This is a genomic window from Variovorax terrae, from assembly GCF_022809125.1.
GTDB classification, from domain to species: Bacteria; Pseudomonadota; Gammaproteobacteria; order Burkholderiales; family Burkholderiaceae_C; genus Variovorax_A; species Variovorax_A terrae.
In genome coordinates this window covers 376,832-398,810 of the sequence record NZ_JALGBI010000003.1, presented here as the reverse complement: position 1 = coordinate 398,810, position 21,979 = coordinate 376,832, and the positions used below count along the sequence as shown (strand labels likewise).

The following is a 21,979-nucleotide window of genomic DNA, read 5'->3' as shown; positions in this document are numbered from 1 at the left end:
CTTGAAACCCCGGGCGCGGCCCGCATCTGTTGTTCTTTGGAAGCCCCGCCATGCCCGACCACCCCATCCTCCAGATCCAACCCCTCGGCTTTCCGTGGCAGACCCTCGACCCATTCCTGTTCTGCGCCTACCACGACGATGCCTACCCGCAAGGCAATGCACAGATGGGCCCGGCCACCTCGCTGGCCGGGCGCGATCTGGGCCAGGACTTCAGCCGCAAGGACGGCTGGAGCATGTACCACGGCGGCACGGTGCCGGGCTTTCCCTCGCATCCGCACCGCGGCTTCGAGACCGTGACCGTCGTGCGCAAAGGGCTGATCGACCATTCCGACTCGCTGGGCGCCACCGCGCGCTTCGGCCAGGGCGACGCGCAGTGGCTCACGGCGGGCCGGGGCGTGGTGCACGCCGAGATGTTCCCGCTGCTCGATGAAACGCGGCCCAATCCGCTGGAGCTGTTCCAGATCTGGCTGAACCTGCCGGCGCGCCACAAGATGGTGGCGCCGCACTTCACGATGTTCTGGTCGCAGGCCATTCCGCGCCTGACGGCGCAGGACGACCAGGGCCGCGAGACCGAGGTGGCCTGCATCGCCGGTACGCTGGCCGGGGCCGGCGCGCCGCTGCCGCCGCCGCCCGACTCCTGGGCCGCGCAGGCCGAGGCCGATGTGGCCATCTGGACCCTGCGCATGGCGCCCGGCGCGCGCTGGACGCTGCCGCCGGCAACCGGCAAGGACACGCGGCGCATGCTGTATTTCTTCAAGGGCCGGTCGGCCGCGATCGCGGGCCAGACCGTGAGCGCGCCCCAGGCCATCGAGCTACGCGCCGGCGTGCCCGTGGAGCTGGCCAACGGCGAGACCGAGGGCGAGTTCCTGCTGTTGCAGGGCCGGCCGATCGGCGAGCCGGTGGCGCAGTACGGCCCGTTCGTGATGAACACCCAGGCCGAAATCATGCAGGCCATGCAGGACTACCGCCGCACCCAGTTCGGCGGCTGGCCGTGGGCCGACGAGGCGCCCGTGCATGGCCGCGAGCGCCCGCGCTTTGCCCGCCATCCCGATGGGCGGCACGAGGAGATCGCGGGCGACTGAGCGGCCTGCGCCAGCGGAGCAGGCCCGCGCGGCACGCCGCACGCGCAGACGGCGTCAGTCGAGCGTGATCTTGGAGGCAGTGATCACCTTCTGCCAGGTGTCGAAGTCGCTCTTGACGATCTGCGCGAATTCAGCCGAGGAGGTCGGCACCGGCGGGTAGCCGATGGCCGTGATCCAGCGGTCCTGCAGGTCCGGCGCCTTCAGGATCTGCACGATCTCCCGGTTCAGCCGCTCGATCACCGCGGGCGGCATATGGGCCGGGCCGAAAATGCCGTTCCAGGCGCCGGCCGTGAACGGAACACCTTGCTCCTGCATGGTTGGCACGTCTTTCAGCGATGGCGCCCGCACCGTGCCCGTCTGCGCGATGCCCTTGAGCCGGCCCGTGCGGATCTGGGCGGCGGCGTTGGTCGTGTCGGTGAAGCCCACCATCACGTGCCCGCCCACGAGGTCGTTGACCAGTGCCGTCGCGGACTTGTAGGGCACGTGCGCCATCTTGATGCCCGTGAGCGTCTGCAGGTACTCGCCGGCCAGATGGGCCGTCGAGCCGCTGCCGAATGAGCCATAGCTCATCGGTTGCGGCTGCTTTTTGGCATAGGCGATGAACTCCTGCAGGGTGTTGGCCGGCAAGGAGGGATGCGCCATCAGGTTCACGCCGCCCGACATCACCTGGGTGATCGGCGTGAAATCCTTGCGCGCGTCAAACGGCACCTTCGGGTTGAGCAGGGGATGGATGATGTTGGCCGACACGAAGCCGACCACCAGCGTGTGGCCGTCGGGCGGAGACTTGGCCGCCGCATCCAGGGCGATGGCGCCCACGGCGCCGGGCTTGTTGTCCACGATCACCGGCACCTTGAAGACCGGTGCCAGCCGCTCGGCCAGGATGCGTGCCACCGCGTCGGTCGGGCCGCCGCCGGCGCTCGGCGCAATGATGCGGATCGGCTTGTTCAGAGGAAAGGCCGCGTTGTCCGCCAGGGACGCGCCCGCGCCGCCCAGGGCCGCCAGCATGGCCAGCGTCTGGCGCCGGTTGAGAAGAGTTGAGGTCATGACGTTGGTCTCTTGAATCGGTATCGGATGCTTTGGTCGGCATCAGGGTCAGAAAAACCTGGGCCGGTGCGCGGCGCTCGGCCACGCGCCGGCCCGTGGCGCTAAAGACCCACCAGTTGCACGATGGCACCCGAGGGATCATAGGTATTGGCAAGCCAGCGCTTCGTCGAAGGCACGAATCGCGGCTCGTTCTTGAAGGCCACGCCCCGGGCGCTGAGCACGGCGTGCGCCTTGCCGATATCCTGGCACAGCAGGCCGATGTGGCGGATGCCGGGATTCGCGATGCGCGTCCCGTCCGGCTTGACGCAGGGGATGAGCTCGAGCACCGGCTGCGCGCCGGGACCGGGAAAGCGCAACTCCACGGCACCGCCCGCATGGTCGGTGCGCCGGGCAACCTCGAACCCGAGGCCGATGTAGAACGCCGCCACGGCCTCCACGTCCTCCACCGCCATGTCGATGTGGTCGATGCCCTGGAACAGGGGCGCTCCGGAATCTTCTGCTTTGTCTGCCATGGCGCGCCTCAGAAGGAATGCCGGATGCCCAGATCGATGCCCGAAGCGCTCTGGTTGGCCCCGGTCACGCCGCCGCCCACCGCGAAGCTCGAGCCGCCGCTGTTGCGCACCTGGGCCCAGGTGGCATACAGCGCGGTCCGCTGGCTCAGGTTGTGGACATAGCCGAGCGCCAGCTGCGACGCCTTGTTGCCATCGACCGACGCGACGCTTGCGTCCGTCTTCTTCGAAACGCCATAGCTCACCTTGACGAGGCCAACGCCCACAGGAACGGTCACCGCCATCATCCAGCCACGCGAGGCGCGGTCCGCCGAGCCCGCGCCAGAGGCTTGCTGCTGCTTCTGCAGGTCATAGATGGCGATGGCGCGGGCCACGCCGAAATCGTAGGAACCGGCAATGCTGGTGTCGGTGTAGCTGCCGCCCGCAGTGGCCTTGATCGTCTGGCTGGTCTTGCCGCTGGCGAACGCCACATTCCAGGGCCCCTGCCGGTGCCCCACGCGGAAGCCGACATAGCGGCCGTCGCCGGCGTTGGCCGAATTGGAAGCGTTTTCGCCCAGGGCATACATGGCCTGCCCGTAGAAGCCTCCGAGATTGTCGGGCAGGAAATAGCCCACGGAATTGGAGGCGCGCGCGAGCGTGCCGTCGGTCGGACCGTTCACGCGCAAGCCGGCCGTGTACTCCAGCGCCGCGCCCACGCCCAGCAAGGTGAAGGGATCGAACGCATGGTTCCAGAACGAGGGCGTGAAATCCCGGCCCACGCGGATCTCGCCGAAGCCGCCGCTCAGGCTCACGGTGGAGCGCCGGTTGAAGGTCAGCCCCTGCGTGCCGGACCGCACCGCGGGATTGGCGCCGGTGGCGGGGTTGAAGGCGCCCACTGCCTGGTTGTTGGCGCTGGAGGCCGCGCCGGTGCCGTCGTCGCTGTTCAGGCCGGCCTCCAGCCAGAAGCTGGCGGCCAGGCCGCCGCCCAGGTCCTCCGTGCCGCGAAAGCCGAGGCGGGTGGCCAGGTTGCCGCCCACGCCCTGCACTGCCGTTCGCTTGGACACGCTGCCCGAGCCGTACTGCACGCCGGTGTCGATCACGCCGAACAGGGTCACGGACGATTGGGCATGGGCGGCTGCCGCGCATGCCAATCCGAGCGTGGTGAGAAGTGTTTTTTTCATGGTGAAAGTCTCCTGATAGAACATAAAACGTCCTGCCGCCCTGCGGCCTGCAGGACGGGCAGCGAACCGGAACAGGGGCTGCGGGCTAGATGCGTTTGACGACGTTGCTGAGGCGGCCCAGCCCCTCGAACTCCACGTCCACCGTGGCGCCATCCATTTCGAACAGGTTCACGGAGCGGTTGCCCATCGGGAACTTCTCGGTTCCCGCGCCCGCGGTGCCAAAATGGATGATGTCGCCGGCCTCCAGGGTCAGGAAGCGGCTGGCCTCGGCAATGCACCGCTGCAGCGGGAACAGGTAGTTCGCAGTGCTGTCTTCGGTATAGAGCTCGCCGTTGACCCAGCTGCGCACGGCCAGCTTGTTGGGATCGGGCACATCGGCCGCCAGCGTGAGCCACGGGCCCATCGGGCTGAAGGTGTCCGACGCCTTGGAACGGGTGTGGTAGGTGAAGTAGAGAAAGCCATCGTCGGGACCGTGCTTCTCGCGCCATACCGTGTGGTGCGGGCGCATGTTTTGGGCCCCGATGTTCAGCGCCACGGAGTCCATCGAGAATTTCACGCCGCTGGCGGTGATGTCGTTGGTGATGGTGTATCCGAACACGCAGGACAAGGCATCCTTCTCCGCGATGTTCTTGCCACCCTTGCCGAGCACGGCGCACAGCTCGGGCTCGGGAATGGTGTAGCCGTGGTCCTGCAGGATCTCGATGGGCTTTTGATGCCCCGTCAGCGAAGTCGACGACTTCATGAAGATCATGGGATGGGTCGGTTCGCGAAAGGCCACCCGGTTCAGATTGCGGTTGTTCACGGCAATACCCAGGATCTTGCCGGTGCGCGGCTGCGGCGCCAGCCAATCAACCGACTCCAGCGCAACCAGGGGCAGCCGGCTCGCATGCAGCGGCAGGGCGGCACGCAGCCGCACCACTTCTGCGTCGCCGCGTTCGATCAGGGCCTGCAGGCTGGCGGGCGCTTCGCCGAGCGCAGCGGCGCGGTACAGGTCTTCCAGCAGCGCCGCGCCGCCGTCCGGCAACTCAACGATCAGCGCCACGCGGGAGGCCTGCCGGATGCTTGCGAGTTTCATCAAAATTTCCTTGTCTATCGGTGGGTAGGATCCATGGCCGCGCCGCGGGCCGAACAGGCGCTCGGCGGCGCGCAAAGCGCTCGCACCAGGGCACCGCGCCACGGCTCACCTCCCGGAGGCAAGCCTCTCGAATGAGCTGGGGAGAATCGGCGATCTGACAAAGGGCGCTTCCTTGGCTTCTGGAAAGGAGCGCATTACAACCCCGATGGAGAAGGGCGTAAAACGAATAGTTGTCGCGCCTTTTTGATGAAGTTTCACAAATCCGGCAAGGCCCTCGCCGAGCTAGAACGCCGGCGTCAGCGGGATCCGGCCATCGCTCAGCCCGGCACGCATCAGGGCCAGGAAGGCATCGGCCGCGGGCGACAGCGTGGCCCCGCGCTTGGTCATGATGCAGACGTCCCGCGTCACGGTGGGCGCCACCAGCCGGCGCGCCACCACCTGCGGGTACTTGACCTGGGACACCAGCGAGGACGGCAGGATGGCGATCCCCATGCCCTCGGCGGCGAAGGCCAGCGCCGTCATCAGGTAAGACACCTCGTGGGCAAAGCGGATGTTGGCGCCGGACTCGCTCACCGCGGCATCGATCGAGTGGCGGATGCCATACCCGGGCTTGACGGCGATGACGGGCTGCCCCTTGAGCTCCACCCAGCGCACGAGCTCATCGCGCGCTAAGGGATCCGTCACCCGCATGACTGCGCACAGGTAGCCCTTGATCAGGGTTTCGCACTCGATCTCGGACGTGATCTGCTCGGGCGTCCCGATGCCGAACTCGACCTGGTCGGACAGCAGCCGCTCCGCGAACTGGGCCGGCGCGCAGTCCTCGACGATCACCTGAACACCCGGATGGAGTTCCGAAAAGGCACGGATCGCCTTCGGTGCCAGGTTGACGGCGATGACGGGCGTGACCGCAAACGTCAGCCGTCCCTGCGCGCCGCTCGAGAAGCTCTTGAAGTGCTCGTTGATCGAGCCTAGTTCGCGCAGCACGCGCTCGGCGATCGGGTACAGGTCATTCGCCGCCGCCGTCGGCCGGAGCGTGCGCGTCGTCCGGTCAAACAGCCGCTGGCCCACCTCCGATTCGAGCTGGCGAATCAGCACGCTCACCGCCGAATGCGTCAGAAACAGGCGCTCCGACGCGCTCCCGAATTTTCGGGTCTGGTAGACGGCCAGGAACGCCTTGAGCTGCTTGAGGTTGATGTTCATTCGCGTGCCATCAGCTGATTGCGCAGGATGCCGATGCCCTCGACCTCCAGCTCGACCACATCCCCGGCGGCAAGAAAGCTGAGCGACTCGTAGCCGCAGCCGTTGCCCAGGGTGCCCATTCCGAAAATCTCGCCCGGATGGAGGGTTTCCGACCGGCTCACATGGCTGATGCATGCAGCAATGTCGTGCTGCATGCCGGCCGATGTGGTGCTCACCTTCAGCTCGCCATTGACGCGGACCGACATGGCCAGGGCCAGCGGATCGGGCAGTTCGTCGCGCGTCACGATGCACGGGCCGAAGGCATTGCCGGTATCGAAGTCCTTGCCCTTGGCCGGCCCCATGCGGAAGCTGGTTTCCTTTGCCTGCATGTCGCGGGCGCTGAAATCGTTGTAGATGGTGTAGCCAAACACGGCGTCCATCGCCCGCTCGGGCGGCACATCGCGCGCGGTCTTGCCGATCACCACCGCGAGCTCCAGCTCATAGTCCATTTTTTCGGCAAAGGCCGGCCACTGCACCGGCTGGCCATGCCCGATGCAGCTGAACCGGTTGCCCTTGTAGTACAGGGGCATGTCAAACCAGACCTGGGGAATCTCGAACATGCCCGCCTCCCTGAAGCGCTGCAAGGCGGCAGCCGGATCCGGGGTGGCGTTGGCGCGCAGCGTCATGGCGGATCGGATGGCCTGGCGCACATGAAGCTCGTAGTTGGCGAAATCGCGGATCGACTCGGGAAGCGGCAAGGGCGCGCGCAAGGTAACCCGGGCCCGATCGAGCAGGGCGGCGGACGGTGCCTCGGCGAGCAGGGCACGGGCATCGTCCCATGCGGCCTCGCCGGCCTGGATCAACGCCAGCATCGAGGCAAAGCGCGGATCGGCCCGGCCGGCATGCAGCTCGGCAGCCTGCGCCAGATCCAGCACCTGACGGGAATCGACCAGCGCCCCCAGGCGCGGGCCGGCCGCACCGTGCGCTGCAGGGGACGGCACAAAGGTAATCAGTTTCATGAAGAGGCGGTGAAAGGAGTGAGAGTGGGAGGAGCCATGGCGCCGCGGCAAGCCCTTGACGCCGGCCCGGCGCGCGAGCCTTGACGATAGCCGACCCATCGCCGGTGATTTGAACAAATAACTCAACAATCCTCGCCAAAAATTCGCAAATGCCTTGGCGCACTACCCTCGCCATGGCGGCTTTGCTGCGGCTGTTGGCGCGGCCAAGCCACCGGACGCGGAGCCAGGACGCCAGCCCCGCGCAACCCGGGCCGGAGCCAAAGCGCGGGAGAATAGCGCCATGAACATCACCAAAGACACCGTCGTCACCCTCCGCTACAAAGTCGCCGATGCGCAGGGCAAGCTGCTGGAAGAAAGCAAGGAGCCCATGGTCTATCTGCATGGCGGGTACGACAACACCTTCCCCAAGATCGAGGCCGCGCTGGAAGGCCAGCAGGCCGGCTACCAGACCACGCTGCAACTGGCGCCCGAAGACGCCTTCGGCGTGCGCGACGAGGGCCTGGCCCGCAGCATCCCGCGCAGCGAGTTCCCGCCGGGCGTGAAGGTGGGCGGCCAGCTGCGCGGCCACACCGACGATGGGCGCGAGCAGGTGTTCCATGTGATCAAGATCAAGGGGCCGGTGGTGCTGCTCGACGGCAACCATCCGTTCGCGGGCAAGACCTTGCGCTTCTCGCTGGCCGTGACCGGCGTGCGCGCCGCCAGCGAAGAAGAGATTGCCCACCGCCACGTGCACGGCGAGCACGGGCATCACCACTGAAGAGCATGTCGATGCGTGATGCGTTCGCGCGCAGCGGCCTCGTCTACTCCACCGAGGCGGGCCGCATGTGCCCGGCCTGCCGCCAGCCGGTGGCCCAATGCGTGTGCAAGGCGCTCGGCAAGGCAGCGCCGCCGTCCGATGGCACCGTGCGCGTCTCGCTGGACACCAAGGGCCGGCGCGGCAAGGGGGTGACCGTGGTTGCGGGTGTGCCGCTCGACACACCGGCGCTGGAGCAGCTCGGCAAGCAGCTCAAGGCCGCCTGCGGCTCGGGCGGCACGGTGAAAGACGGCGTGATCGAGGTGCAGGGCGACCACCGCGACACCGTGATCGCTGCGCTGCAGAAGCAGGGCTTTCACGTCAAGCGGGCCGGCGGCTGACATGAGCCCCGAGGATCTGGAAAAACTGGTCACGCGCGAGATGCCGTTCGGCAAGCACAAGGGCTGCCTGATCGCCGACCTGCCGGGCAACTACCTCAACTGGTTCGCGCGCGAGGGCTTTCCGCCCGGCGAGATCGGCCGGCTGCTGGCGCTGATGCAGGAGATCGACCACAACGGCCTGAAGCCGCTGCTGGCGCCGCTGCGCCGCGGCCAAAAATGAGGGTTCCGCCCAGAAAAAACGCGCCCGAAGGCGCGTTCTGTTTTGAGCCAGCCGGGCGGGTTTACTTCGACACCACGCGCACCATCTCCAGACACTTGTTGGAGTAGCCCCATTCGTTGTCGTACCAGCTCACGAGCTTGACGAAGGTGCCGTCCAGCGCGATGCCGGCGTCGGCATCGAAGATCGAGGTGCGGGTATCGCCGCGGAAGTCGGTGGCCACCACTTTGTCTTCGGTGTAGCCCAGGATGCCCTTCAAGGCGCCTTCGCTCTGGGCCTTGAACTCGGCGCAGATGTCCTTGTAGCTGGCTTCCTTGTTGAGTTCCACCGTGAGGTCGACCACCGACACGTCGGAGGTCGGCACGCGGAAGCTCATGCCGGTGAGCTTCTTGTTCAGCTCGGGGATCACCACGCCCACGGCCTTGGCGGCGCCGGTGCTGCTGGGGATGATGTTCTCCAGGATGCCGCGGCCGCCGCGCCAGTCCTTGTTGCTCGGGCCGTCCACGGTCTTCTGCGTGGCGGTGGCGGCGTGCACCGTGGTCATCAGGCCGCGCTTGATGCCCCACTTGTCGTTGAGCACCTTGGCCAGCGGGGCCAGGCAGTTGGTGGTGCAGGAGGCGTTGGAGATGATGGCCTCGCCCTTGTAGGTCTTGTCGTTCACGCCGAACACGAACATCGGCGTGTCGTCCTTGGAGGGGGCCGACAGGATGACCTTCTTCGCACCGGCGTCCAGATGCTTCTGGGCCGTCACCTTGTCCAGGAACAGGCCGGTGGACTCGATCACGACGTCGGCGCCGACCTCGTTCCACTTGAGGTTGGCCGGGTCGCGCTCCTGCGTCAGGCGGATCTTCTTGCCATTGACGATCAGGGTGTTGCCATCGACGGCGACCGTGCCCTTGAAGCGGCCGTGCACCGAGTCGTACTGCAGCATGTAGGCCAGGTAGTCGGGCTCCAGCAGGTCGTTGATGCCGACGACTTCGATGTCGCTGAAGTTCTGCACGGCCGAGCGCAGCACGTTGCGCCCGATGCGCCCGAAGCCGTTGATGCCGATCTTGATGGTCATGTCTGCTTTCTCCTTCGATGTTGAATACGAAACTTATTTCGCGAGCACGGCCTGCACCGTCTCGGCCACGTTCTCGGCGGTGAAGCCGAAGTGCTTGAACAGCACCGGCGCGGGCGCCGACTCGCCGTAGGTGTCGATGCCCACGACGGCGGCCGCGCCGTACTTCCACCAGAAATCGGTGACGCCCATCTCCACCGCGATGCGCGGCACGCCGGCCGGCAGCACGCTGGCCTTGTAGGCCTCGGTCTGGCGGTCGAACGCGTTGGTGCCCGGCATGGAGACGACGCGGACCGCGATCTTCTTCGCCACCAGCAGCTCCTGCGCCTTGAGCGCGAGCTGCACTTCGGAGCCGGTGGCGATGATCACCGCCTGCATCTTCTTCTTGAGGCCCAGGTCGGCCGGCTCGGACAGCACGTAGGCGCCGCGGCTGATCTCGCCCAGGTCGCGCTTGGGCGCGTAGGGCAGGTTCTGGCGGCTCAGCAGCAAGGCCGTCGGCTTGTTGCTGTGCTGCAGCGCCACGGCCCAGGCCACGGCGGTCTCGGCGGTGTCGGCCGGGCGCCAGACGTCCAGGTTGGGGATCAGGCGCAGGCTGGCCGCGTGCTCGATCGACTGGTGGGTCGGGCCGTCCTCGCCCAGGCCGATGGAGTCGTGCGTGAACACGTGGATCACGCGCTGCTTCATCAGCGCGGCCATGCGGATGGCGTTGCGGCTGTAGTCGCTGAAGGTGAGGAAGGTGCCGCCGTAGGGAATGTAGCCGCCATGCAGCGCGATGCCGTTCATGATGGCGGCCATGCCGAACTCGCGCACGCCGTAGTTGATGTGGCGCCCGCCGTTGCTCTCGCCGGCCAGGTCGAAGCGCAGGTTCGGCGTGCTCTTGGTGTTGGTGAGGTTGGAGCCGGTCAGGTCGGCGCTGCCGCCCAGCAGCTCGGGCAGCGCGGCGGTGAAGGCTTCGAGCGCGAGCTGCGAGGCCTTGCGCGAGGCCACGGTCTCGGCCTGGGTGTGGGCGGCCACGGCGGTGTCCACCGCCACCTGGGCAAAGTTCTTGGGCAGCTCGCCCTTCATGCGGCGCACGAATTCGCGGGCCAGCTCGGGGTGCGCGGCCTTGTAGGCGGCGAACTTGGCGTCCCAACCCGACTCGGCGGCCAGGCCCTGGGCCTTGGCGTCCCAGTCGGCATAGACCTCGGCCGGGATCTCGAACGGCGCATACGGCCAGCCCAGCGCCTCGCGCGTGAGCTTGATTTCCTCGGCGCCCAGCGGCTCGCCGTGGGCCTTGGCCGTGTCCTGGCGGTTCGGGCTGCCCTTGCCGATGTGGGTCTTGCAAATGATGAGGGTGGGCTTGTCGGCGCTGTTCTTGGCGTCGGCGATGGCACGGTCCACCGCGTCCACGTCGTGGCCGTCGATCGGGCCGATCACGTTCCAGCCGTAGGCCGCGAAGCGCAGCGCGGTGTTGTCGATGAACCAGGGCGCGACCTGGCCGTCGATCGAGATGCCGTTGTCGTCATACAGCGCCACCAGCTTGTTGAGCTTCCAGGCACCGGCCAGGGCCGCGGCCTCGTGGCTGACGCCTTCCATCAGGCAGCCGTCGCCCAGGAACACGTAGGTGTGGTGGTCGACGATGGCGTGGTCCACCTCGCCATCCTTGCGGTTGAACTCCTTGGCCAGCAGTTTCTCGGCCAGCGCCATGCCCACGGCGTTGGTGAGGCCCTGGCCCAGCGGGCCGGTGGTGGTTTCCACGCCGGGCGCATAACCCACCTCGGGGTGGCCAGGCGTCATGCTGTGCAGCTGGCGGAAGTTCTTGAGCTCGCCGATCGGCAGCTTGTAGCCGGTGAGGTGCAGCAGCGCATAGATCAGCATCGAGCCGTGGCCGTTGGACAGCACGAAGCGGTCGCGGTTGGCCCAGCGCGGGTTGCGCGGGTTGTGCCGGAGGTGGCGGCCCCAGAGGGCAACCGCGATGTCGGCCATGCCCATGGGGGCGCCGGGATGTCCGGAGTTGGCTTGTTGTACAGCGTCCATGGCCAGCGCGCGGACTGCGTTGGCCATCAGTTGGGTGTTTGCCATTGAGGGCGGCTCCGGAGGGGGGAAGATCAGGGAAACCCCGGATTTTACCGTTTGGGCCGGCCCGAGCCGTTTACCCGGATTTCGGGCCCCGCATCGTCTAAAGTCCTACCCCATGCAGGGCCTGCACCTCACCGCCGACCTCTACCAATGCCGCTGCGACGCCGTCTGGCTGACCGACGCCGGGCGCCTGGGCGGCTGGTGCGTGGCGGCGGTGAGCGATGCCGGGCTGCAGCCCGTCAACCAGCTCTTCCACACCTTCCCCGCCACGCCCCGCGGGCCGGGCGGCGTGACAGCCACCGTGCTGCTGGCCGAGTCGCACCTGTGCGTGCACACCTGGCCCGAGGAGCGCGCCGTGACGCTGGATGTCTACGTGTGCAACTTCGGCGGCGACCACTCGGCCAAGGCCCAGGCGCTGATGGAGCGGCTGGTGGCGCGGTTCGCGCCCGAGTGGACCGAACGGCGCTCGCTGGACCGCGGCGACGGGGCCGGCTAGCTAGAGCCGGAAACGCCGCAGGAACACCAGGCCCCACACCAGCACGCCCGCCAGGAAGAAGCCCAGCCCCGCCACGAACCAGAGCAACGGCAGGCGGGGCGGCGAGACCCCGTTGGCGCGCACGACGAGCCAGTGCGTGTAGCAGAGAAACACCACCAGCAGGATGCCGAAGCGCGCCAGCTGCCGGCGGATGAAGGCCACGGTCTCCTCGCGCCGCCCGGGGGCCAGCCAGTGGTCGCGGTGCGGCAGGTTGATGCGGGCGCCGGGACGGTCCAGGGCGCGGCCCGAGCCCACGACCACTGCCAGCGGCACCCCCACCACGACGGCCAGCATGAGCAGCAGGTAGGCGCCGCGCGGCATGAACCCATTGGCCGCGCCCGAGGCATCGAAGTGCGAGGCGACCACCGCGGGCAGCCCGCGGCCGGTGGCCCCGATGAACAGCGCCGCCACGGCCAGCAGAACCAGGAAGATCAGGAGCGCGCGGCCTCGTTGCATGGCGGCCATCGTACTGCCGCCCGCTAAACTGCCGCAATGCCCCAGCCTCCCGCCCAAGCCATGCTTCTCGCCGCCGGCCGCGGCGAGCGCATGCGGCCCCTGACGGACACCACGCCGAAACCGCTGCTGCCCGTGCGCGGCAAGCCGCTGATGCAATGGCCGATGGAGGCGCTGGCCCGCGGCGGCTTCAACCGGCTGCTGATCAATACCGCCTGGCTGGGCGAGCAGATTTCGGGTCATTTCGGCCCGATGTCCTGGTCGGCTGGTGATTCCTTGCTATCAATTTCATACTCCGACGAGGGCCGCGACTTCGGCGGCGCGCTGGAGACGGCCGGCGGCATCGCGCGCGCGCTGCCGCTGCTGGACGAGGTGTTCTGGGTGCTGGCGGGCGACGTGTTCGCGCCGGACTTCGTGTTCACGCGCGAAGCGTTCGAGCGCTTTGCCACCGGCGACAAATGGGCGCACCTCTGGCTGGTGCCCAATCCGCAACACAACCCCCGGGGCGATTTCGGCCTGGGTGCCGACGGGCTGGCGCTGAACCAGGCCGAGCCCCGGTACACCTATTCCACCATCGGCCTGTACCGCCGGCGATTCTTCGATTCGCTGCCCTACGGCAACCCCGCCGGGCTGAAAGCCCCGCTGGCGCCGCTGTTGCGCGCCGCGATGGACAATGGGCAGGTCAGCGCCGAGCTGTACACGGGGGCTTGGACCGACGTGGGCACGCCCGAGCGGCTGGCGCAGCTCAATGCAACGAACTGACGACACAACGACGCACACCATGAACCACACCACCACGATCTACGCCCAGCGCCGCGCCCGTGTGGCCGCTCAACTGGGCCCGGGCGGCATCGCCATCGTTCCCACCGCGCCGGAGCAGGCACGCAACCGCGACACCGATTTCCTGTACCGGCACGACAGCTACTTCTACTACCTCACCGGCTTCACCGAGCCGAACGCCTGGCTGGTGATCACGGACGACGGCCGCTCCACGCTGTTCTGCGCGCCCAAGGACCTGGAGCGCGAGATCTGGGACGGCTTTCGCCTCGGCCCCGAGGCCGCGCCCGCCGCGCTGGGCGTGGACGCGGCCTTCTCCGCCGGCTCGCTGGACGCGCAGCTACCCCGGCTGCTGGAGAACCGCCGCACCGTCTGGTACCCGTTCGCTACCCACAAGGGGCTGGAGTCGCGCATCGACGGCTGGCTGGGCAGCGTGCGCGCCCGCGTGCGCTACGGCGCGCTGTGCCCCGAGCAGCAGCGCGACCTGTGCGGCCTGCTCGACGAGATGCGCCTGGTCAAGGACGCGCACGAGCAGGACGTGATGCGCCGCGCCGCGCAGATCAGCGCCGGCGCCCATGTGCGCGCCATGCAACTGAGCGCCCGCATGCTGCGCGAAGGCCAGGACGTGCGCGAGTACCACCTCGACGCCGAGCTGCTGCACGAGTTCCGCCGCCTCGGCTCGCAGTACGTGGCCTATGGCTCCATCGTGGCGGCCGGCGCCAATGCCTGCGTGCTGCACTACCGCGCCGACGCCGCGCCGGTGCGCGCGGGCGAACTGGTGCTGATCGACGCCGGCTGCGAACTCGACGGCTACGCCAGCGACATCACCCGCACCTTCCCGGCCAACGGCAAGTTCACCGGGCCGCAGCGCACGCTGTACGACCTGGTGCTGGCATCGCAGGACGCCGCCGCCGCGGCCACCAAGGCCGGCGCGCGCTTCATCGACCCGCACGAGGCCACCGTGAAGGTGCTGGCCCAGGGCCTGCTCGACGTCGGCCTGCTGGACCGCAACAAGGTCGGCACGGCAGAAGACGTGATCGAGAGCCGCGCCTACTTCCAGTTCTACATGCACCGCACCGGCCACTGGCTGGGCATGGACGTGCACGACTGCGGCAGCTACGTGGAGCCGTCGCAGGTGGGCGAAGTCAGCGAACGCAAGGACCCGCTGTCGGGCGAGACCATCACCAACCGCCCGAGCCGCATCCTGCAGCCCGGCATGGTGCTGACCATCGAGCCCGGCCTCTACGTGCGGCCAGCCGAAGGCGTGCCCGAACAGTTCCACAACATCGGCATCCGCATCGAGGACGACGCCATCGTCACCGCCACCGGCTGCGAACTGATTTCGCGCGGCGTGCCGGTGAAGGCCGACGAGATCGAGGCGCTGATGCGCGGCTGAGCGCCCGCCGCCTGTCTCCCATGCTGATCCGGACCGGCCCGACCGATGGCGTGCTGGAACTGCGGCTGAACCGCCCGCAGCGCCTGAACGCGCTCACCCTGGCGCTCACGCAGGAACTGCTGGCTGCGGTGCAGCGGGCGAACAGCGACGACGCCGTGCGCGTGCTGCTGCTCACGGGCGAAGGCCGGGGCTTTTGCGCCGGCAAGGACCGCGACGACCCGGCCGGCCCCGAGTTCGTGGCCTTGCTGCAAGCCCTGGCCATGGCGCTGATGCAAAGCCCCAAGCCGGTGGTGGCCGCCGTGCACGGCTGGGTGGTGGGCGCGGGACTCGAAATCCTGTTGAACTGCGACATCGTGGTGGCCGCGCGTTCGGCGCGTTTCATGCTGCCCGAGATCAACATCGGCCTGTTCGGCACCGGCGGCGTGGTGGCCCTGCTGCCGCGCCACGTCGGCCTGGCCAAGGCCAAGGGCGCGCTGATGCTGGGCGAGGAGTTCAGCGCCGCGCAGGCCGACCAGTGGGGCCTGGTCTGGGCGCTGGTGGACGACGAGGCGCTGCACGCCGAAGGCCGCCGCCTGGCCGCCAAGCTCGCGGGCAGCGACCCGCAACTCATGGGCCGGCTCAAGGCCTCGCTGCTCGAAGAAGCGGTGGGCGACCTGCCGGCGGTGCTGGCGCGGGAAGCCGCGGTGCAGCGGGCGCTGATGGGCCCCTCTGCAGAGCAATGAGTGGAACGGTCAATGGACCGGCTTGCGGCTTAGTACCGTCTTGGCCCACTGCGGCAAAGGCTTGACCAGCCGGGTTGTGGCTTGCTTGCGGCAGGTTGCCACCCTCACCGGCCGGTTGAATCCGTCCTGATCCGGGACCGCGCCCGTGTCGTACAGCAGGGCCATGTCGGCCTGGCGCACGGCCCGCGCCAGAAATGCCAGTGTGCGGGGGTAGCGCGCCAGAATGCGGTCTGCGGGCACGTCATGGCCGCCTTCCTGCACGCGCTGGCGCACCCGCTCCAGCAGGCGCTGCGGGTGGTCCAGGCAGACGACCAGCAACACCACCAGAAAGCCGCTGCGCTGCGCCTGTTCGATCAGCAGCAGCTTGGACTCATGCGAAAACACGGTTTCACTGACGAACGTCTTGCCTTGCGCCAGCAGCGCCGCGCGGCGTGCATCGGCCCACTCGCGAGCGGCGGCCGAGCGCCGCTCAGGATCTTGAACATGCTGGAGATGGGCGCGCTCATGAAGATCGGCGTTCACGAACTCGGCCGTTTCGGGAATCAATCCGTCCGCCACTGCGGCACGGTACAGGCTGGACTTGCCAGCGCCATTGGGGCCAGCCAGCAGGAAGAAAACGGGCTGCGGCATTAGCGCGAATCAGCGACGGCTCATGCCGTCTTGCGCACGCGCCTGGCGCCCTGGGCCCCGGCCTTGTTCTCCAGTACCACGTCACGCACGCGCGCGGCCAGGCTGCCGCTCTGCTCGGCGGCGGCGAAACGGGTTTCCAGCTCATCGAGCGTCTGGGATTGGCGCTTGGCGCGCGCGGCCTGCTCGTAGCCTTCAATGGCGGTCTGCGCTTCCTGGGCGCTCAGGCCCGTGTGCTCCACCACCTGCCCCAGTGTGGCCCAGTACTCGATCTGGCTGGCCACCGAGCGGCGCATGGGTTGTGCAGCCTCGCGCGCCTGGCTGACCAGCGCCGCAGGCAGCTTGACGGAGGAAAAGGCGGTCGGGTTTGACATGATTTACTCCAGATTGGCGCATTTTGCGCCAATCTGGTCATCTGCGTCAAACCCACCGGATATGCCATCGCTGGCGCAAATGGCTTGGCGCTCAGCGCGCCTTCAGGAACTCGCCCACTTCGAGCAAGATGAGCTCGTTGTCGTCGGCCTTGTTGGGCTCGCGGCTGCTGGAGAACGGCAGGTTGTTGTCGTTGCCGACCACGATGTGGCTGGCATCGACCACGTCCACGTTCTCAATGGTGAAGAACGGGAAGGTGAGCACGCCACCGTTGAGCGGCTTGCGCGCGAGCTTGTTCGGGTCCTGGATCGCCATCAGGTCGATGTAGCCGATCTTGCGCACGGGCTGGCCGACGTTGGCGTCGCTCAGTTCGATCTTGTAGACGCGCTTGAACCTGGCGAGGTCATGGAAGCAGTCGCTGCGCTTCTGGCCTTCGGGGCAGGCCTTGTCGGCCGTGCCTTCGCCGTTGTCGCGCTCGATGATCAGGCCCGTGGTGGCGTCGATCATGTTGAAGTCGCCGATCGCGTAGCCGTTGGCCTCCAGCGGGTATTTCCACGAACGGCCGCTCCACTGGCCGGCCTTGACGTCGAACTCCAGCACGCGCAGCGCCTCCTTGCCGTCCACGCGCTCGTAGTCCTTGGCCTCGGCGTTCCACAGCGGGCCTTCGAGCAGCGCGTAGAGCTTGCTGCCGTCGGGCGACGAGGCCATGCCCTCGAAACCCTTGGAGCGCTTGACCTGGAAATCCACCGCGCCGCCGGGCGCGCCGGGCGTGGTCACCGCGGGATGGTCGGGCGAGCGCACCACCTTGCCGTCCACCAGCGTGTCGAACACCGCCAGCACCTTGCCGTTGAGGTCGGCCTTGATCAGGAAGGGGCCGAACTCGTCGCCGATCCACAGCGCGCCGCCGGCGAACTGGAAGCTCTCGGTGTCGAAGTCCGAGCCCGTGAGGTAGCGCTGCTTGGTGCCTTCGTGGACGATGCGGAACGGCACCTTCTTGTCAGGGTCGTGCAGGAAGACCGTCTTCAGGCGCTGGAACTGGCCGCTCTTGAAGTCCACCTTGTAGTGGTTCAGGTAGAGCATGAAATCGGGCGAGTTGGCCTTGGAGCCGGCGCCGTTGTCGGTCAGCACCCAGAAGCTGCCGTCGGCCATCTTCTTGATGCCCGAATGGCCCTGCAGCGGCTGGCCCTTGAACGGCAGCGACACGCCCGTGGGCCGGCCGGCGGACTGGCCTTCGACCGAGCTCGGCTTCTCGACGCGCTTGCCGGTGGTGAACTTGCCGCTGACCTGCAGGTCGGCCGGTGCGTCCTTGGGCGCGGGGACGAAGCTCTGCGCAGGCAGCACGGCATGGCCGGCCAGCGTGGCGGGGTAGGCGGTTTGCGCCAGCGCGGGCAGTGACAGCGCGGTGGCCAGGGCGGCGCAGGCCGCCGCAACGGGAAGACGGATCATGGGAAACGTTCCTGGGAGTGGCAAAAGCGCCACCATGCCGGGGCGGCGTGACACCGTCGTGACGCCGCCGGATCAGCCCGCCAGCGCCCTCGCCATGTAGCGCGCCGCGCCGGGATAGGACGCGAGGCGCTGGCGCTGCCTGGCCTGCGCCAGCGCGTGGTCGGCATAGCCCTGGCGCTGCCAGAACGCATGCGAGGCCTGCACCGACACCAGGCCGGAGTGGCGCAGGCCGTCGCGCCGCGCCTGCTCGAGCGCCCGCGCCACCAGCCGCGGGCCGAGGCCGGCGCCGGCCGCCTCCGGGTGCACGGCCAGGTCGTGCAGGTAGAGCGTGTCGGGCGCGGCGGCTGGCTCGAACTCGCCATGCAGCGGCGTGAGCCGGCCGAGCCGCGAAGGGTAGGCCGCCAGGTAGGCCTGCACGCGGCCCGCGCGCAGCGCCACCCAGGAGGTGCCGGGCGCGGCGGCCAGCCGGCGCAGCAGCAAAGCGCCGCTCTCCAGGAAGGCCTCGCCGTAGCAGGCGCGCTGGATCTCCAGCATCCGGGGCACGTCGGCCGGGGCCGCGCACCGCCATTCGAGGTCAAGGGGCAATGGAGTCATCTGGTGAAGGAGCCCGCCGCCGCGCGGGGGTTCCCCTTGCCTGTGCGATGATGCCCGCAGCCCGCCCGCACCGATCCCTCCCGGCCCCCGCACCCCTTTCCATGGACAGCCTTTCCGCCCTGCAATCCCTGGGCCTCACGCTGCCCAGCCCGGCCTACCTCGCGGGCGCTTTGCTGTTCGGCCTGATCGGCATGGCCGCCTGGTGGCGCGGCAAGAAGACGCAGCAGCGCCGCACGCGCTGGCTCGGCCTGGCCCTGATGCTCTACCCCTACGTCGTGCCGCAGACCTGGCTGCTCTACCTGGTGGGCGCGGCGCTGTGCGTGGGGCTGTGGCTGGGCTGAGGCCTCAATCCTCGTGCGTGTCATGCGTGGCGGCGCTGCCGCGGCGCCAGTAGCCTGCGGCCTTGGTCCACCTGGGGTGGGCGCCGCGCTCGGCAATCAGGTAGGCGCGCAGCGCCTTGGCCACGGCCGATTCACAGGCCACCCAGGCGTGGAAGTCGCCCGCGGGCAGCGGCAGCGTCTTGAGCGCCTGCAGCAGGCCGTCGGTGGTGCCGGGCTCGGCGCCGCGCCGGTGCACCCAGGTCAGGCTCACGGCGGCGGCGCTGTCGAACGCCAGTTCATCCGCCGCGCTGTCCACCTCGGCCAGCACCACGGCGCGCGCGCCCGCCGGCAGCTCGGCCAGGCGCCGGGCGATCGCAGGCAGGGCCGTGTCGTCGCCGATCAGCAGATGGCCGTCGAAGCCGGTGGGGATGATGAACGAGCCGCGCGGCCCGCCCACGCCGAGCTGCTGGCCGGGCGCGGCCTGCTCGGCCCACTGCGTGGCGGGTCCGGCCTCGTGCAGGGCGAAGTCGATCTCCAGCGTCTGCGCCGCAGCGTCGTGGCGGCGCGGCGTGTAGTCGCGCATCACGGGCTTCGGCGCATCGGGCGCCGGCGCCTCGCCCGGCGCGCCGAACGACGGCAGCGCCAGTTGGCCCGTGGCCGGGTCGGGAAAGATCAGCTTGACGTGGTCGTCGAAGCCCGGGCTGGCAAAGCCTTGCAGCTTTTCGCCGCCCAGCGTCACGCGGATCAGGTGCGGCGTGACGCGCTGCACCTGGCGCACGGTGAGCATGCGGCGGCGCAGCTCGTGGCGCACGCGCTGCGGCGTGCGGGCGGCCAGCAGCTCGGCGGAGGGCGCGGCGGCGGCGGCGAAAGCGGTCAGTGAAGTGTTCATGGTCATGGTGTCAAAGCCGCTCCAGGTCCTGGGCGGCGGTGTCGAGGATGTTGGCAAAGACGTTGGCCTGCGCCTCGGTCAGGGGGCCGCGCGACAGGCGCAGGCGGATCGCGAGCTTCATGTTTTCCACCGCGCGCACCACCTGCGGCGGGCGCGCCAGCACGGCCTGGGCCTCGGCGTTCTCGCCCATGCGCGCCAGCAGCGCGTCCACCGCTTCGCGGTTGTCGGCCAGATGGGCCTGGCCGGTCTCGGTGATGGTGTGCAGCTTGCGCGCGCCGTCGACGGCGCTGACGGTGACGTAGCCCAGTTCCTCCAGCAGCGTGAGCGTGGGGTAGATCACCCCGGGGCTGGGGCTGTAGCTACCGTTCAGCCGCTCCTCGATGGCCTTGATCAGCTCGTAGCCGTGGCTGGGCTTGTCGGCGATGAGCTGCAGCAGCACCAGCCGCAGCCCGCCATGGCCGAACACCCGGCCACCGCCGCGCCCGCCACCGCCAAAACCATCGCCCCGATGGCCGCCGCGGCCGGGAAATCCGAAATCCTTCATGGAAGGCTCCATTTATATCGATGTGTTTACGATATATCTAAATGCAGTCTTTTTCAATAAACTGAGGCAAAAACCCTGTTGGTGCCTGGGTAAGGCCTTGGCCGTGAAAAGGGGCTTGGCGCCTTGCCCCTCACGCCACGGCAGGGCTCATGCCCGCCGCGTGCCCGCGCGTGAAGGCTTCCTCGAAGATCGAGTAGCCCGACCAGTCGCTGTGCGCGAAGCGCAGGCGCGGCGTGGCGGGTGTGGCTGCCGATTGCTCCTGATTCGATAGCATCAAACGACCGCTGGACGAGGACATCGGGCTGATTTCCTTCAAAATTCCTGGTACCGGCATCGCCATCGCGTGGCCGTAGCGCGTGATGTCGATGCGGGTGGTGCGCGCGGGCAGGTCGGGGTGGGGGACGGACAAGGCTGCGAGGATGGCATCGCGCCAGGCCTCCCAGGGCCGCTCCAGCAGCAGGCGGCGGCCGCCGGGCGTGTCGCCCAGGGCCTGGTAGTAGGTCAGCACGGTGGGGGCGGGGCGCGGGTCCAGCGCCTGGTGGCGGGCGTCCACATAGCCCAGGCCGCCGCCTTCGCCGCTCTCGCGGTAGATCACGTTGTCCCAGGCCGGTGCGGCGCCAGGGCGGTCCTGCAGCGGCGCGTCCAGGTGCAGGTTGGCCACCAGCCAGGGCGCGTAGCGCAGCCGCGCGGCGGCGCGCGCGAGGAACGGCGGCGGGTTCTGCACCACGCGCGCCGCGATGAAGGCCGGCAGCGCCACGATGCAGCGCTCGGCCTGCCAGCGCTGCACCGTGCGGCTGGCGTGGTGGTAGGCGTCCAGTTCGACGCCGTGCCGCCCTTCGGCGATGCGCAGCACGGTGCAGCCGGCGCGCAGCCGCTCGCCCAGCGGCACGGCCAGCCGGCGCGTGAGCCAGGCGTTGCCCTCGGGCCAGGTGAGCAGGCCGTCGCGCTCGCCGGCCGCCGGCTCGTCGGGCGCGCTGAAGCCGTGGCGGCTGGCGAAGTAGTGGATGCCGGCCCAGGCCGAGACGGAGGCGATGCCGGCGCCGTAATCGTCGCGGCAGCAGTAGTCGAGGTACCAGCGCAGCTGCGGGTCGCCAAAGCCTTCCTGGTTCAGCCATGCTACAAAAGTCATAGCATCCAATGACCAGTGCACCTGGACCTTCGGGGCTTTTGATACTGGAATCGAGAATTTCGCCTCGCGCCGCAGCTGCTCCACCCGCGCCGCGAAGCGCCGGTACTGCGCAAGCGTCTCGCGGCCCACGTCCTGCACCGGCAGCAGGCCTTCCTGCCAGGCGCCCCGAAAGAACAGGCGCTCCTGCGGGCTGTGGCACAGGTGGCGCTCGTCATAGACCCAGCGGCCGGCCTCGCGCCGGCGCAGGCCGAACTCCTCCAGCAGGTCCTGCACCTCGCGGGCGTCGTCGCCGGGCACGGGCAGGTAGTGCGCGCCCAGCGGGCAGGCGACGCCTTGCACGCTGCCGCCGCGGCTGTTGCCGCCGGCCTCGTTTTCCAGCTCCAGCAGCGCGAAGTCGTCGATGCCGCGCAGGCGCAGCGCGCGCGCCGCGGCCAGGCCCGCCACGCCGCCGCCGGCGATCAGCACGCGGGTGCGGCGCACCGCGCCGGGCGCGGGCCAGGCCGCGGTGTCGCGCAGCGCGTGGCCGCGTGCCACATTGATGCCGGTGAAGCCGCCGGCGATCTCATGGCGCGGCGGCGCGCAGCCCAGCAGCGGCAGCGCGGTGGTGGAGGCGAGAAAGCCGCGGCGCCTCATCGGTG

At 68.8% G+C, this 21,979-nt stretch carries 25 protein-coding genes; 9 read left to right on the top strand and 16 right to left on the bottom strand.

What is annotated here, in order from left to right:
• Positions 1–50 precede the first annotated feature (50 nt).
• Positions 51–1,082, top strand: a complete 1,032-nt coding sequence (locus MMF98_RS21325; protein WP_243309356.1) for a pirin family protein — start codon at positions 51–53, stop codon at positions 1,080–1,082.
• A 54-nt stretch (positions 1,083–1,136) separates the two neighbouring features.
• Here the strand turns inward: MMF98_RS21325 and MMF98_RS21320 are convergent, their stop codons facing one another.
• From MMF98_RS21320 to MMF98_RS21295, 6 genes are all read right to left on the bottom strand, one after another.
• On the bottom strand, positions 1,137–2,126 hold the full coding sequence (locus MMF98_RS21320; RefSeq protein WP_243309355.1) for a Bug family tripartite tricarboxylate transporter substrate binding protein: 990 nt from the start codon (positions 2,124–2,126) through the stop codon (positions 1,137–1,139).
• 101 nt (positions 2,127–2,227) lie between these two features.
• Complete coding sequence (locus tag MMF98_RS21315; protein ID WP_243309354.1) at positions 2,228–2,638, bottom strand: VOC family protein; 411 nt, start codon at positions 2,636–2,638, stop codon at positions 2,228–2,230.
• 8 nt (positions 2,639–2,646) lie between these two features.
• A complete protein-coding gene (locus MMF98_RS21310; RefSeq protein WP_243309353.1) occupies positions 2,647–3,795 on the bottom strand; it encodes a porin in 1,149 nt (382 codons plus the stop codon).
• Positions 3,796–3,880: 85 nt separating this feature from the next.
• Positions 3,881–4,870, bottom strand: coding sequence for a fumarylacetoacetate hydrolase family protein (locus MMF98_RS21305; RefSeq protein WP_243309352.1), 990 nt, complete (start codon positions 4,868–4,870; stop codon positions 3,881–3,883).
• Positions 4,871–5,152: 282 nt separating this feature from the next.
• On the bottom strand, positions 5,153–6,070 hold the full coding sequence (locus MMF98_RS21300) for a LysR family transcriptional regulator (RefSeq protein ID WP_243309351.1): 918 nt from the start codon (positions 6,068–6,070) through the stop codon (positions 5,153–5,155).
• The gene (locus MMF98_RS21295; RefSeq protein ID WP_243309350.1) at positions 6,067–7,068 is read right to left on the bottom strand and encodes a fumarylacetoacetate hydrolase family protein; all 1,002 of its coding nucleotides are present in this window, start codon (positions 7,066–7,068) and stop codon (positions 6,067–6,069) included. Before MMF98_RS21295 ends, MMF98_RS21300 begins: the two co-directional genes overlap by 4 nt.
• Before the next feature lie 280 nt (positions 7,069–7,348).
• Between MMF98_RS21295 and MMF98_RS21290 the strand changes: the two genes are divergently transcribed.
• Genes MMF98_RS21290 through MMF98_RS21280 form a run of 3 tightly spaced genes read left to right on the top strand, consistent with a single transcriptional unit; the run spans position 7,349 to position 8,422 of the window.
• Entirely contained in the window at positions 7,349–7,825 is a 477-nt protein-coding gene (locus MMF98_RS21290) for an FKBP-type peptidyl-prolyl cis-trans isomerase (protein WP_243309349.1), read from the top strand.
• Between the two features lie 5 nt (positions 7,826–7,830).
• Positions 7,831–8,202, top strand: coding sequence for a translation initiation factor Sui1 (locus MMF98_RS21285; protein ID WP_423837661.1), 372 nt, complete (start codon positions 7,831–7,833; stop codon positions 8,200–8,202).
• A 1-nt stretch (position 8,203) separates the two neighbouring features.
• The gene (locus MMF98_RS21280; protein WP_243309348.1) at positions 8,204–8,422 is read left to right on the top strand and encodes a DUF3820 family protein; all 219 of its coding nucleotides are present in this window, start codon (positions 8,204–8,206) and stop codon (positions 8,420–8,422) included.
• Between the two features lie 61 nt (positions 8,423–8,483).
• Here the strand turns inward: MMF98_RS21280 and gap are convergent, their stop codons facing one another.
• A complete protein-coding gene (gap, locus tag MMF98_RS21275) occupies positions 8,484–9,482 on the bottom strand; it encodes a type I glyceraldehyde-3-phosphate dehydrogenase (RefSeq protein WP_243309347.1) in 999 nt (332 codons plus the stop codon).
• A 33-nt stretch (positions 9,483–9,515) separates the two neighbouring features.
• On the bottom strand, positions 9,516–11,540 hold the full coding sequence (gene tkt / locus MMF98_RS21270; RefSeq protein WP_243309346.1) for a transketolase: 2,025 nt from the start codon (positions 11,538–11,540) through the stop codon (positions 9,516–9,518).
• A gap of 112 nt (positions 11,541–11,652) precedes the next feature.
• Between tkt and speD the strand changes: the two genes are divergently transcribed.
• Positions 11,653–12,033, top strand: a complete 381-nt coding sequence (gene speD / locus MMF98_RS21265) for an adenosylmethionine decarboxylase (RefSeq protein ID WP_243309345.1) — start codon at positions 11,653–11,655, stop codon at positions 12,031–12,033.
• Here the strand turns inward: speD and MMF98_RS21260 are convergent, their stop codons facing one another.
• Positions 12,034–12,528, bottom strand: coding sequence for a DUF1648 domain-containing protein (locus MMF98_RS21260; protein WP_243309344.1), 495 nt, complete (start codon positions 12,526–12,528; stop codon positions 12,034–12,036).
• Positions 12,529–12,564: 36 nt separating this feature from the next.
• Here MMF98_RS21260 and MMF98_RS21255 point away from each other — a divergent pair, with 36 nt between their 5' ends.
• Genes MMF98_RS21255 through MMF98_RS21245 form a run of 3 tightly spaced genes read left to right on the top strand, consistent with a single transcriptional unit; the run spans position 12,565 to position 15,420 of the window.
• Entirely contained in the window at positions 12,565–13,287 is a 723-nt protein-coding gene (locus MMF98_RS21255; RefSeq protein WP_243309343.1) for a nucleotidyltransferase family protein, read from the top strand.
• Positions 13,274–14,698 carry an aminopeptidase P N-terminal domain-containing protein gene (locus MMF98_RS21250; protein ID WP_423837660.1) on the top strand — a complete coding sequence of 475 codons (1,425 nt, stop codon included), beginning with the start codon at positions 13,274–13,276 and terminating at the stop codon, positions 14,696–14,698. The genes MMF98_RS21255 and MMF98_RS21250 overlap by 14 nt, the downstream gene beginning before the upstream one ends.
• 20 nt (positions 14,699–14,718) lie before the next feature.
• Positions 14,719–15,420, top strand: a complete 702-nt coding sequence (locus MMF98_RS21245) for an enoyl-CoA hydratase/isomerase family protein (RefSeq protein WP_243309342.1) — start codon at positions 14,719–14,721, stop codon at positions 15,418–15,420.
• Positions 15,421–15,429: 9 nt separating this feature from the next.
• Here the strand turns inward: MMF98_RS21245 and MMF98_RS21240 are convergent, their stop codons facing one another.
• The 4 genes from MMF98_RS21240 to MMF98_RS21225 form a co-directional block, all read right to left on the bottom strand.
• Entirely contained in the window at positions 15,430–16,050 is a 621-nt protein-coding gene (locus tag MMF98_RS21240) for an ATPase (RefSeq protein ID WP_243309341.1), read from the bottom strand.
• Between the two features lie 20 nt (positions 16,051–16,070).
• A complete protein-coding gene (locus MMF98_RS21235; RefSeq protein WP_243309340.1) occupies positions 16,071–16,421 on the bottom strand; it encodes a ParD-like family protein in 351 nt (116 codons plus the stop codon).
• A 91-nt stretch (positions 16,422–16,512) separates the two neighbouring features.
• On the bottom strand, positions 16,513–17,865 hold the full coding sequence (locus tag MMF98_RS21230; RefSeq protein ID WP_243309339.1) for an esterase-like activity of phytase family protein: 1,353 nt from the start codon (positions 17,863–17,865) through the stop codon (positions 16,513–16,515).
• Between the two features lie 72 nt (positions 17,866–17,937).
• Positions 17,938–18,459, bottom strand: a complete 522-nt coding sequence (locus MMF98_RS21225) for a GNAT family N-acetyltransferase (protein WP_243309338.1) — start codon at positions 18,457–18,459, stop codon at positions 17,938–17,940.
• 101 nt (positions 18,460–18,560) lie between these two features.
• Between MMF98_RS21225 and MMF98_RS21220 the strand changes: the two genes are divergently transcribed.
• Positions 18,561–18,800, top strand: a complete 240-nt coding sequence (locus MMF98_RS21220) for a hypothetical protein (RefSeq protein ID WP_243309337.1) — start codon at positions 18,561–18,563, stop codon at positions 18,798–18,800.
• A 4-nt stretch (positions 18,801–18,804) separates the two neighbouring features.
• Here the strand turns inward: MMF98_RS21220 and MMF98_RS21215 are convergent, their stop codons facing one another.
• The 3 genes from MMF98_RS21215 to MMF98_RS21205 form a co-directional block, all read right to left on the bottom strand.
• Positions 18,805–19,668: a siderophore-interacting protein gene (locus MMF98_RS21215; protein WP_423837659.1), complete on the bottom strand. Its 864-nt coding sequence runs from the start codon at positions 19,666–19,668 to the stop codon at positions 18,805–18,807.
• A 10-nt stretch (positions 19,669–19,678) separates the two neighbouring features.
• Positions 19,679–20,212 carry a PadR family transcriptional regulator gene (locus MMF98_RS21210; protein ID WP_243309336.1) on the bottom strand — a complete coding sequence of 178 codons (534 nt, stop codon included), beginning with the start codon at positions 20,210–20,212 and terminating at the stop codon, positions 19,679–19,681.
• Positions 20,213–20,342: 130 nt separating this feature from the next.
• Entirely contained in the window at positions 20,343–21,974 is a 1,632-nt protein-coding gene (locus MMF98_RS21205) for an NAD(P)-binding protein (RefSeq protein ID WP_243309335.1), read from the bottom strand.
• Between the last annotated feature and the right edge of the window lie 5 nt (positions 21,975–21,979).

Bases quoted from the DNA above. Each gene is read 5' to 3' on its own strand.
- MMF98_RS21325 (WP_243309356.1), top strand. From the start codon at position 51: ATGCCCGACCACCCCATCCTCCAGATCCAACCCCTCGGCTTTCCGTGG.
- MMF98_RS21320 (WP_243309355.1), bottom strand. From the start codon at position 2,126: ATGACCTCAACTCTTCTCAACCGGCGCCAGACGCTGGCCATGCTGGCG.
- MMF98_RS21315 (WP_243309354.1), bottom strand. From the start codon at position 2,638: ATGGCAGACAAAGCAGAAGATTCCGGAGCGCCCCTGTTCCAGGGCATC.
- MMF98_RS21310 (WP_243309353.1), bottom strand. From the start codon at position 3,795: ATGAAAAAAACACTTCTCACCACGCTCGGATTGGCATGCGCGGCAGCC.
- MMF98_RS21305 (WP_243309352.1), bottom strand. From the start codon at position 4,870: ATGAAACTCGCAAGCATCCGGCAGGCCTCCCGCGTGGCGCTGATCGTT.
- MMF98_RS21300 (WP_243309351.1), bottom strand. From the start codon at position 6,070: ATGAACATCAACCTCAAGCAGCTCAAGGCGTTCCTGGCCGTCTACCAG.
- MMF98_RS21295 (WP_243309350.1), bottom strand. From the start codon at position 7,068: ATGAAACTGATTACCTTTGTGCCGTCCCCTGCAGCGCACGGTGCGGCC.
- MMF98_RS21290 (WP_243309349.1), top strand. From the start codon at position 7,349: ATGAACATCACCAAAGACACCGTCGTCACCCTCCGCTACAAAGTCGCC.
- MMF98_RS21285 (WP_423837661.1), top strand. From the start codon at position 7,831: ATGTCGATGCGTGATGCGTTCGCGCGCAGCGGCCTCGTCTACTCCACC.
- MMF98_RS21280 (WP_243309348.1), top strand. From the start codon at position 8,204: ATGAGCCCCGAGGATCTGGAAAAACTGGTCACGCGCGAGATGCCGTTC.
- gap (WP_243309347.1), bottom strand. From the start codon at position 9,482: ATGACCATCAAGATCGGCATCAACGGCTTCGGGCGCATCGGGCGCAAC.
- tkt (WP_243309346.1), bottom strand. From the start codon at position 11,540: ATGGCAAACACCCAACTGATGGCCAACGCAGTCCGCGCGCTGGCCATG.
- speD (WP_243309345.1), top strand. From the start codon at position 11,653: ATGCAGGGCCTGCACCTCACCGCCGACCTCTACCAATGCCGCTGCGAC.
- MMF98_RS21260 (WP_243309344.1), bottom strand. From the start codon at position 12,528: ATGCAACGAGGCCGCGCGCTCCTGATCTTCCTGGTTCTGCTGGCCGTG.
- MMF98_RS21255 (WP_243309343.1), top strand. From the start codon at position 12,565: ATGCCCCAGCCTCCCGCCCAAGCCATGCTTCTCGCCGCCGGCCGCGGC.
- MMF98_RS21250 (WP_423837660.1), top strand. From the start codon at position 13,274: ATGCAACGAACTGACGACACAACGACGCACACCATGAACCACACCACC.
- MMF98_RS21245 (WP_243309342.1), top strand. From the start codon at position 14,719: ATGCTGATCCGGACCGGCCCGACCGATGGCGTGCTGGAACTGCGGCTG.
- MMF98_RS21240 (WP_243309341.1), bottom strand. From the start codon at position 16,050: ATGCCGCAGCCCGTTTTCTTCCTGCTGGCTGGCCCCAATGGCGCTGGC.
- MMF98_RS21235 (WP_243309340.1), bottom strand. From the start codon at position 16,421: ATGTCAAACCCGACCGCCTTTTCCTCCGTCAAGCTGCCTGCGGCGCTG.
- MMF98_RS21230 (WP_243309339.1), bottom strand. From the start codon at position 17,865: ATGATCCGTCTTCCCGTTGCGGCGGCCTGCGCCGCCCTGGCCACCGCG.
- MMF98_RS21225 (WP_243309338.1), bottom strand. From the start codon at position 18,459: ATGACTCCATTGCCCCTTGACCTCGAATGGCGGTGCGCGGCCCCGGCC.
- MMF98_RS21220 (WP_243309337.1), top strand. From the start codon at position 18,561: ATGGACAGCCTTTCCGCCCTGCAATCCCTGGGCCTCACGCTGCCCAGC.
- MMF98_RS21215 (WP_423837659.1), bottom strand. From the start codon at position 19,668: ATGAACACTTCACTGACCGCTTTCGCCGCCGCCGCCGCGCCCTCCGCC.
- MMF98_RS21210 (WP_243309336.1), bottom strand. From the start codon at position 20,212: ATGAAGGATTTCGGATTTCCCGGCCGCGGCGGCCATCGGGGCGATGGT.
- MMF98_RS21205 (WP_243309335.1), bottom strand. From the start codon at position 21,974: ATGAGGCGCCGCGGCTTTCTCGCCTCCACCACCGCGCTGCCGCTGCTG.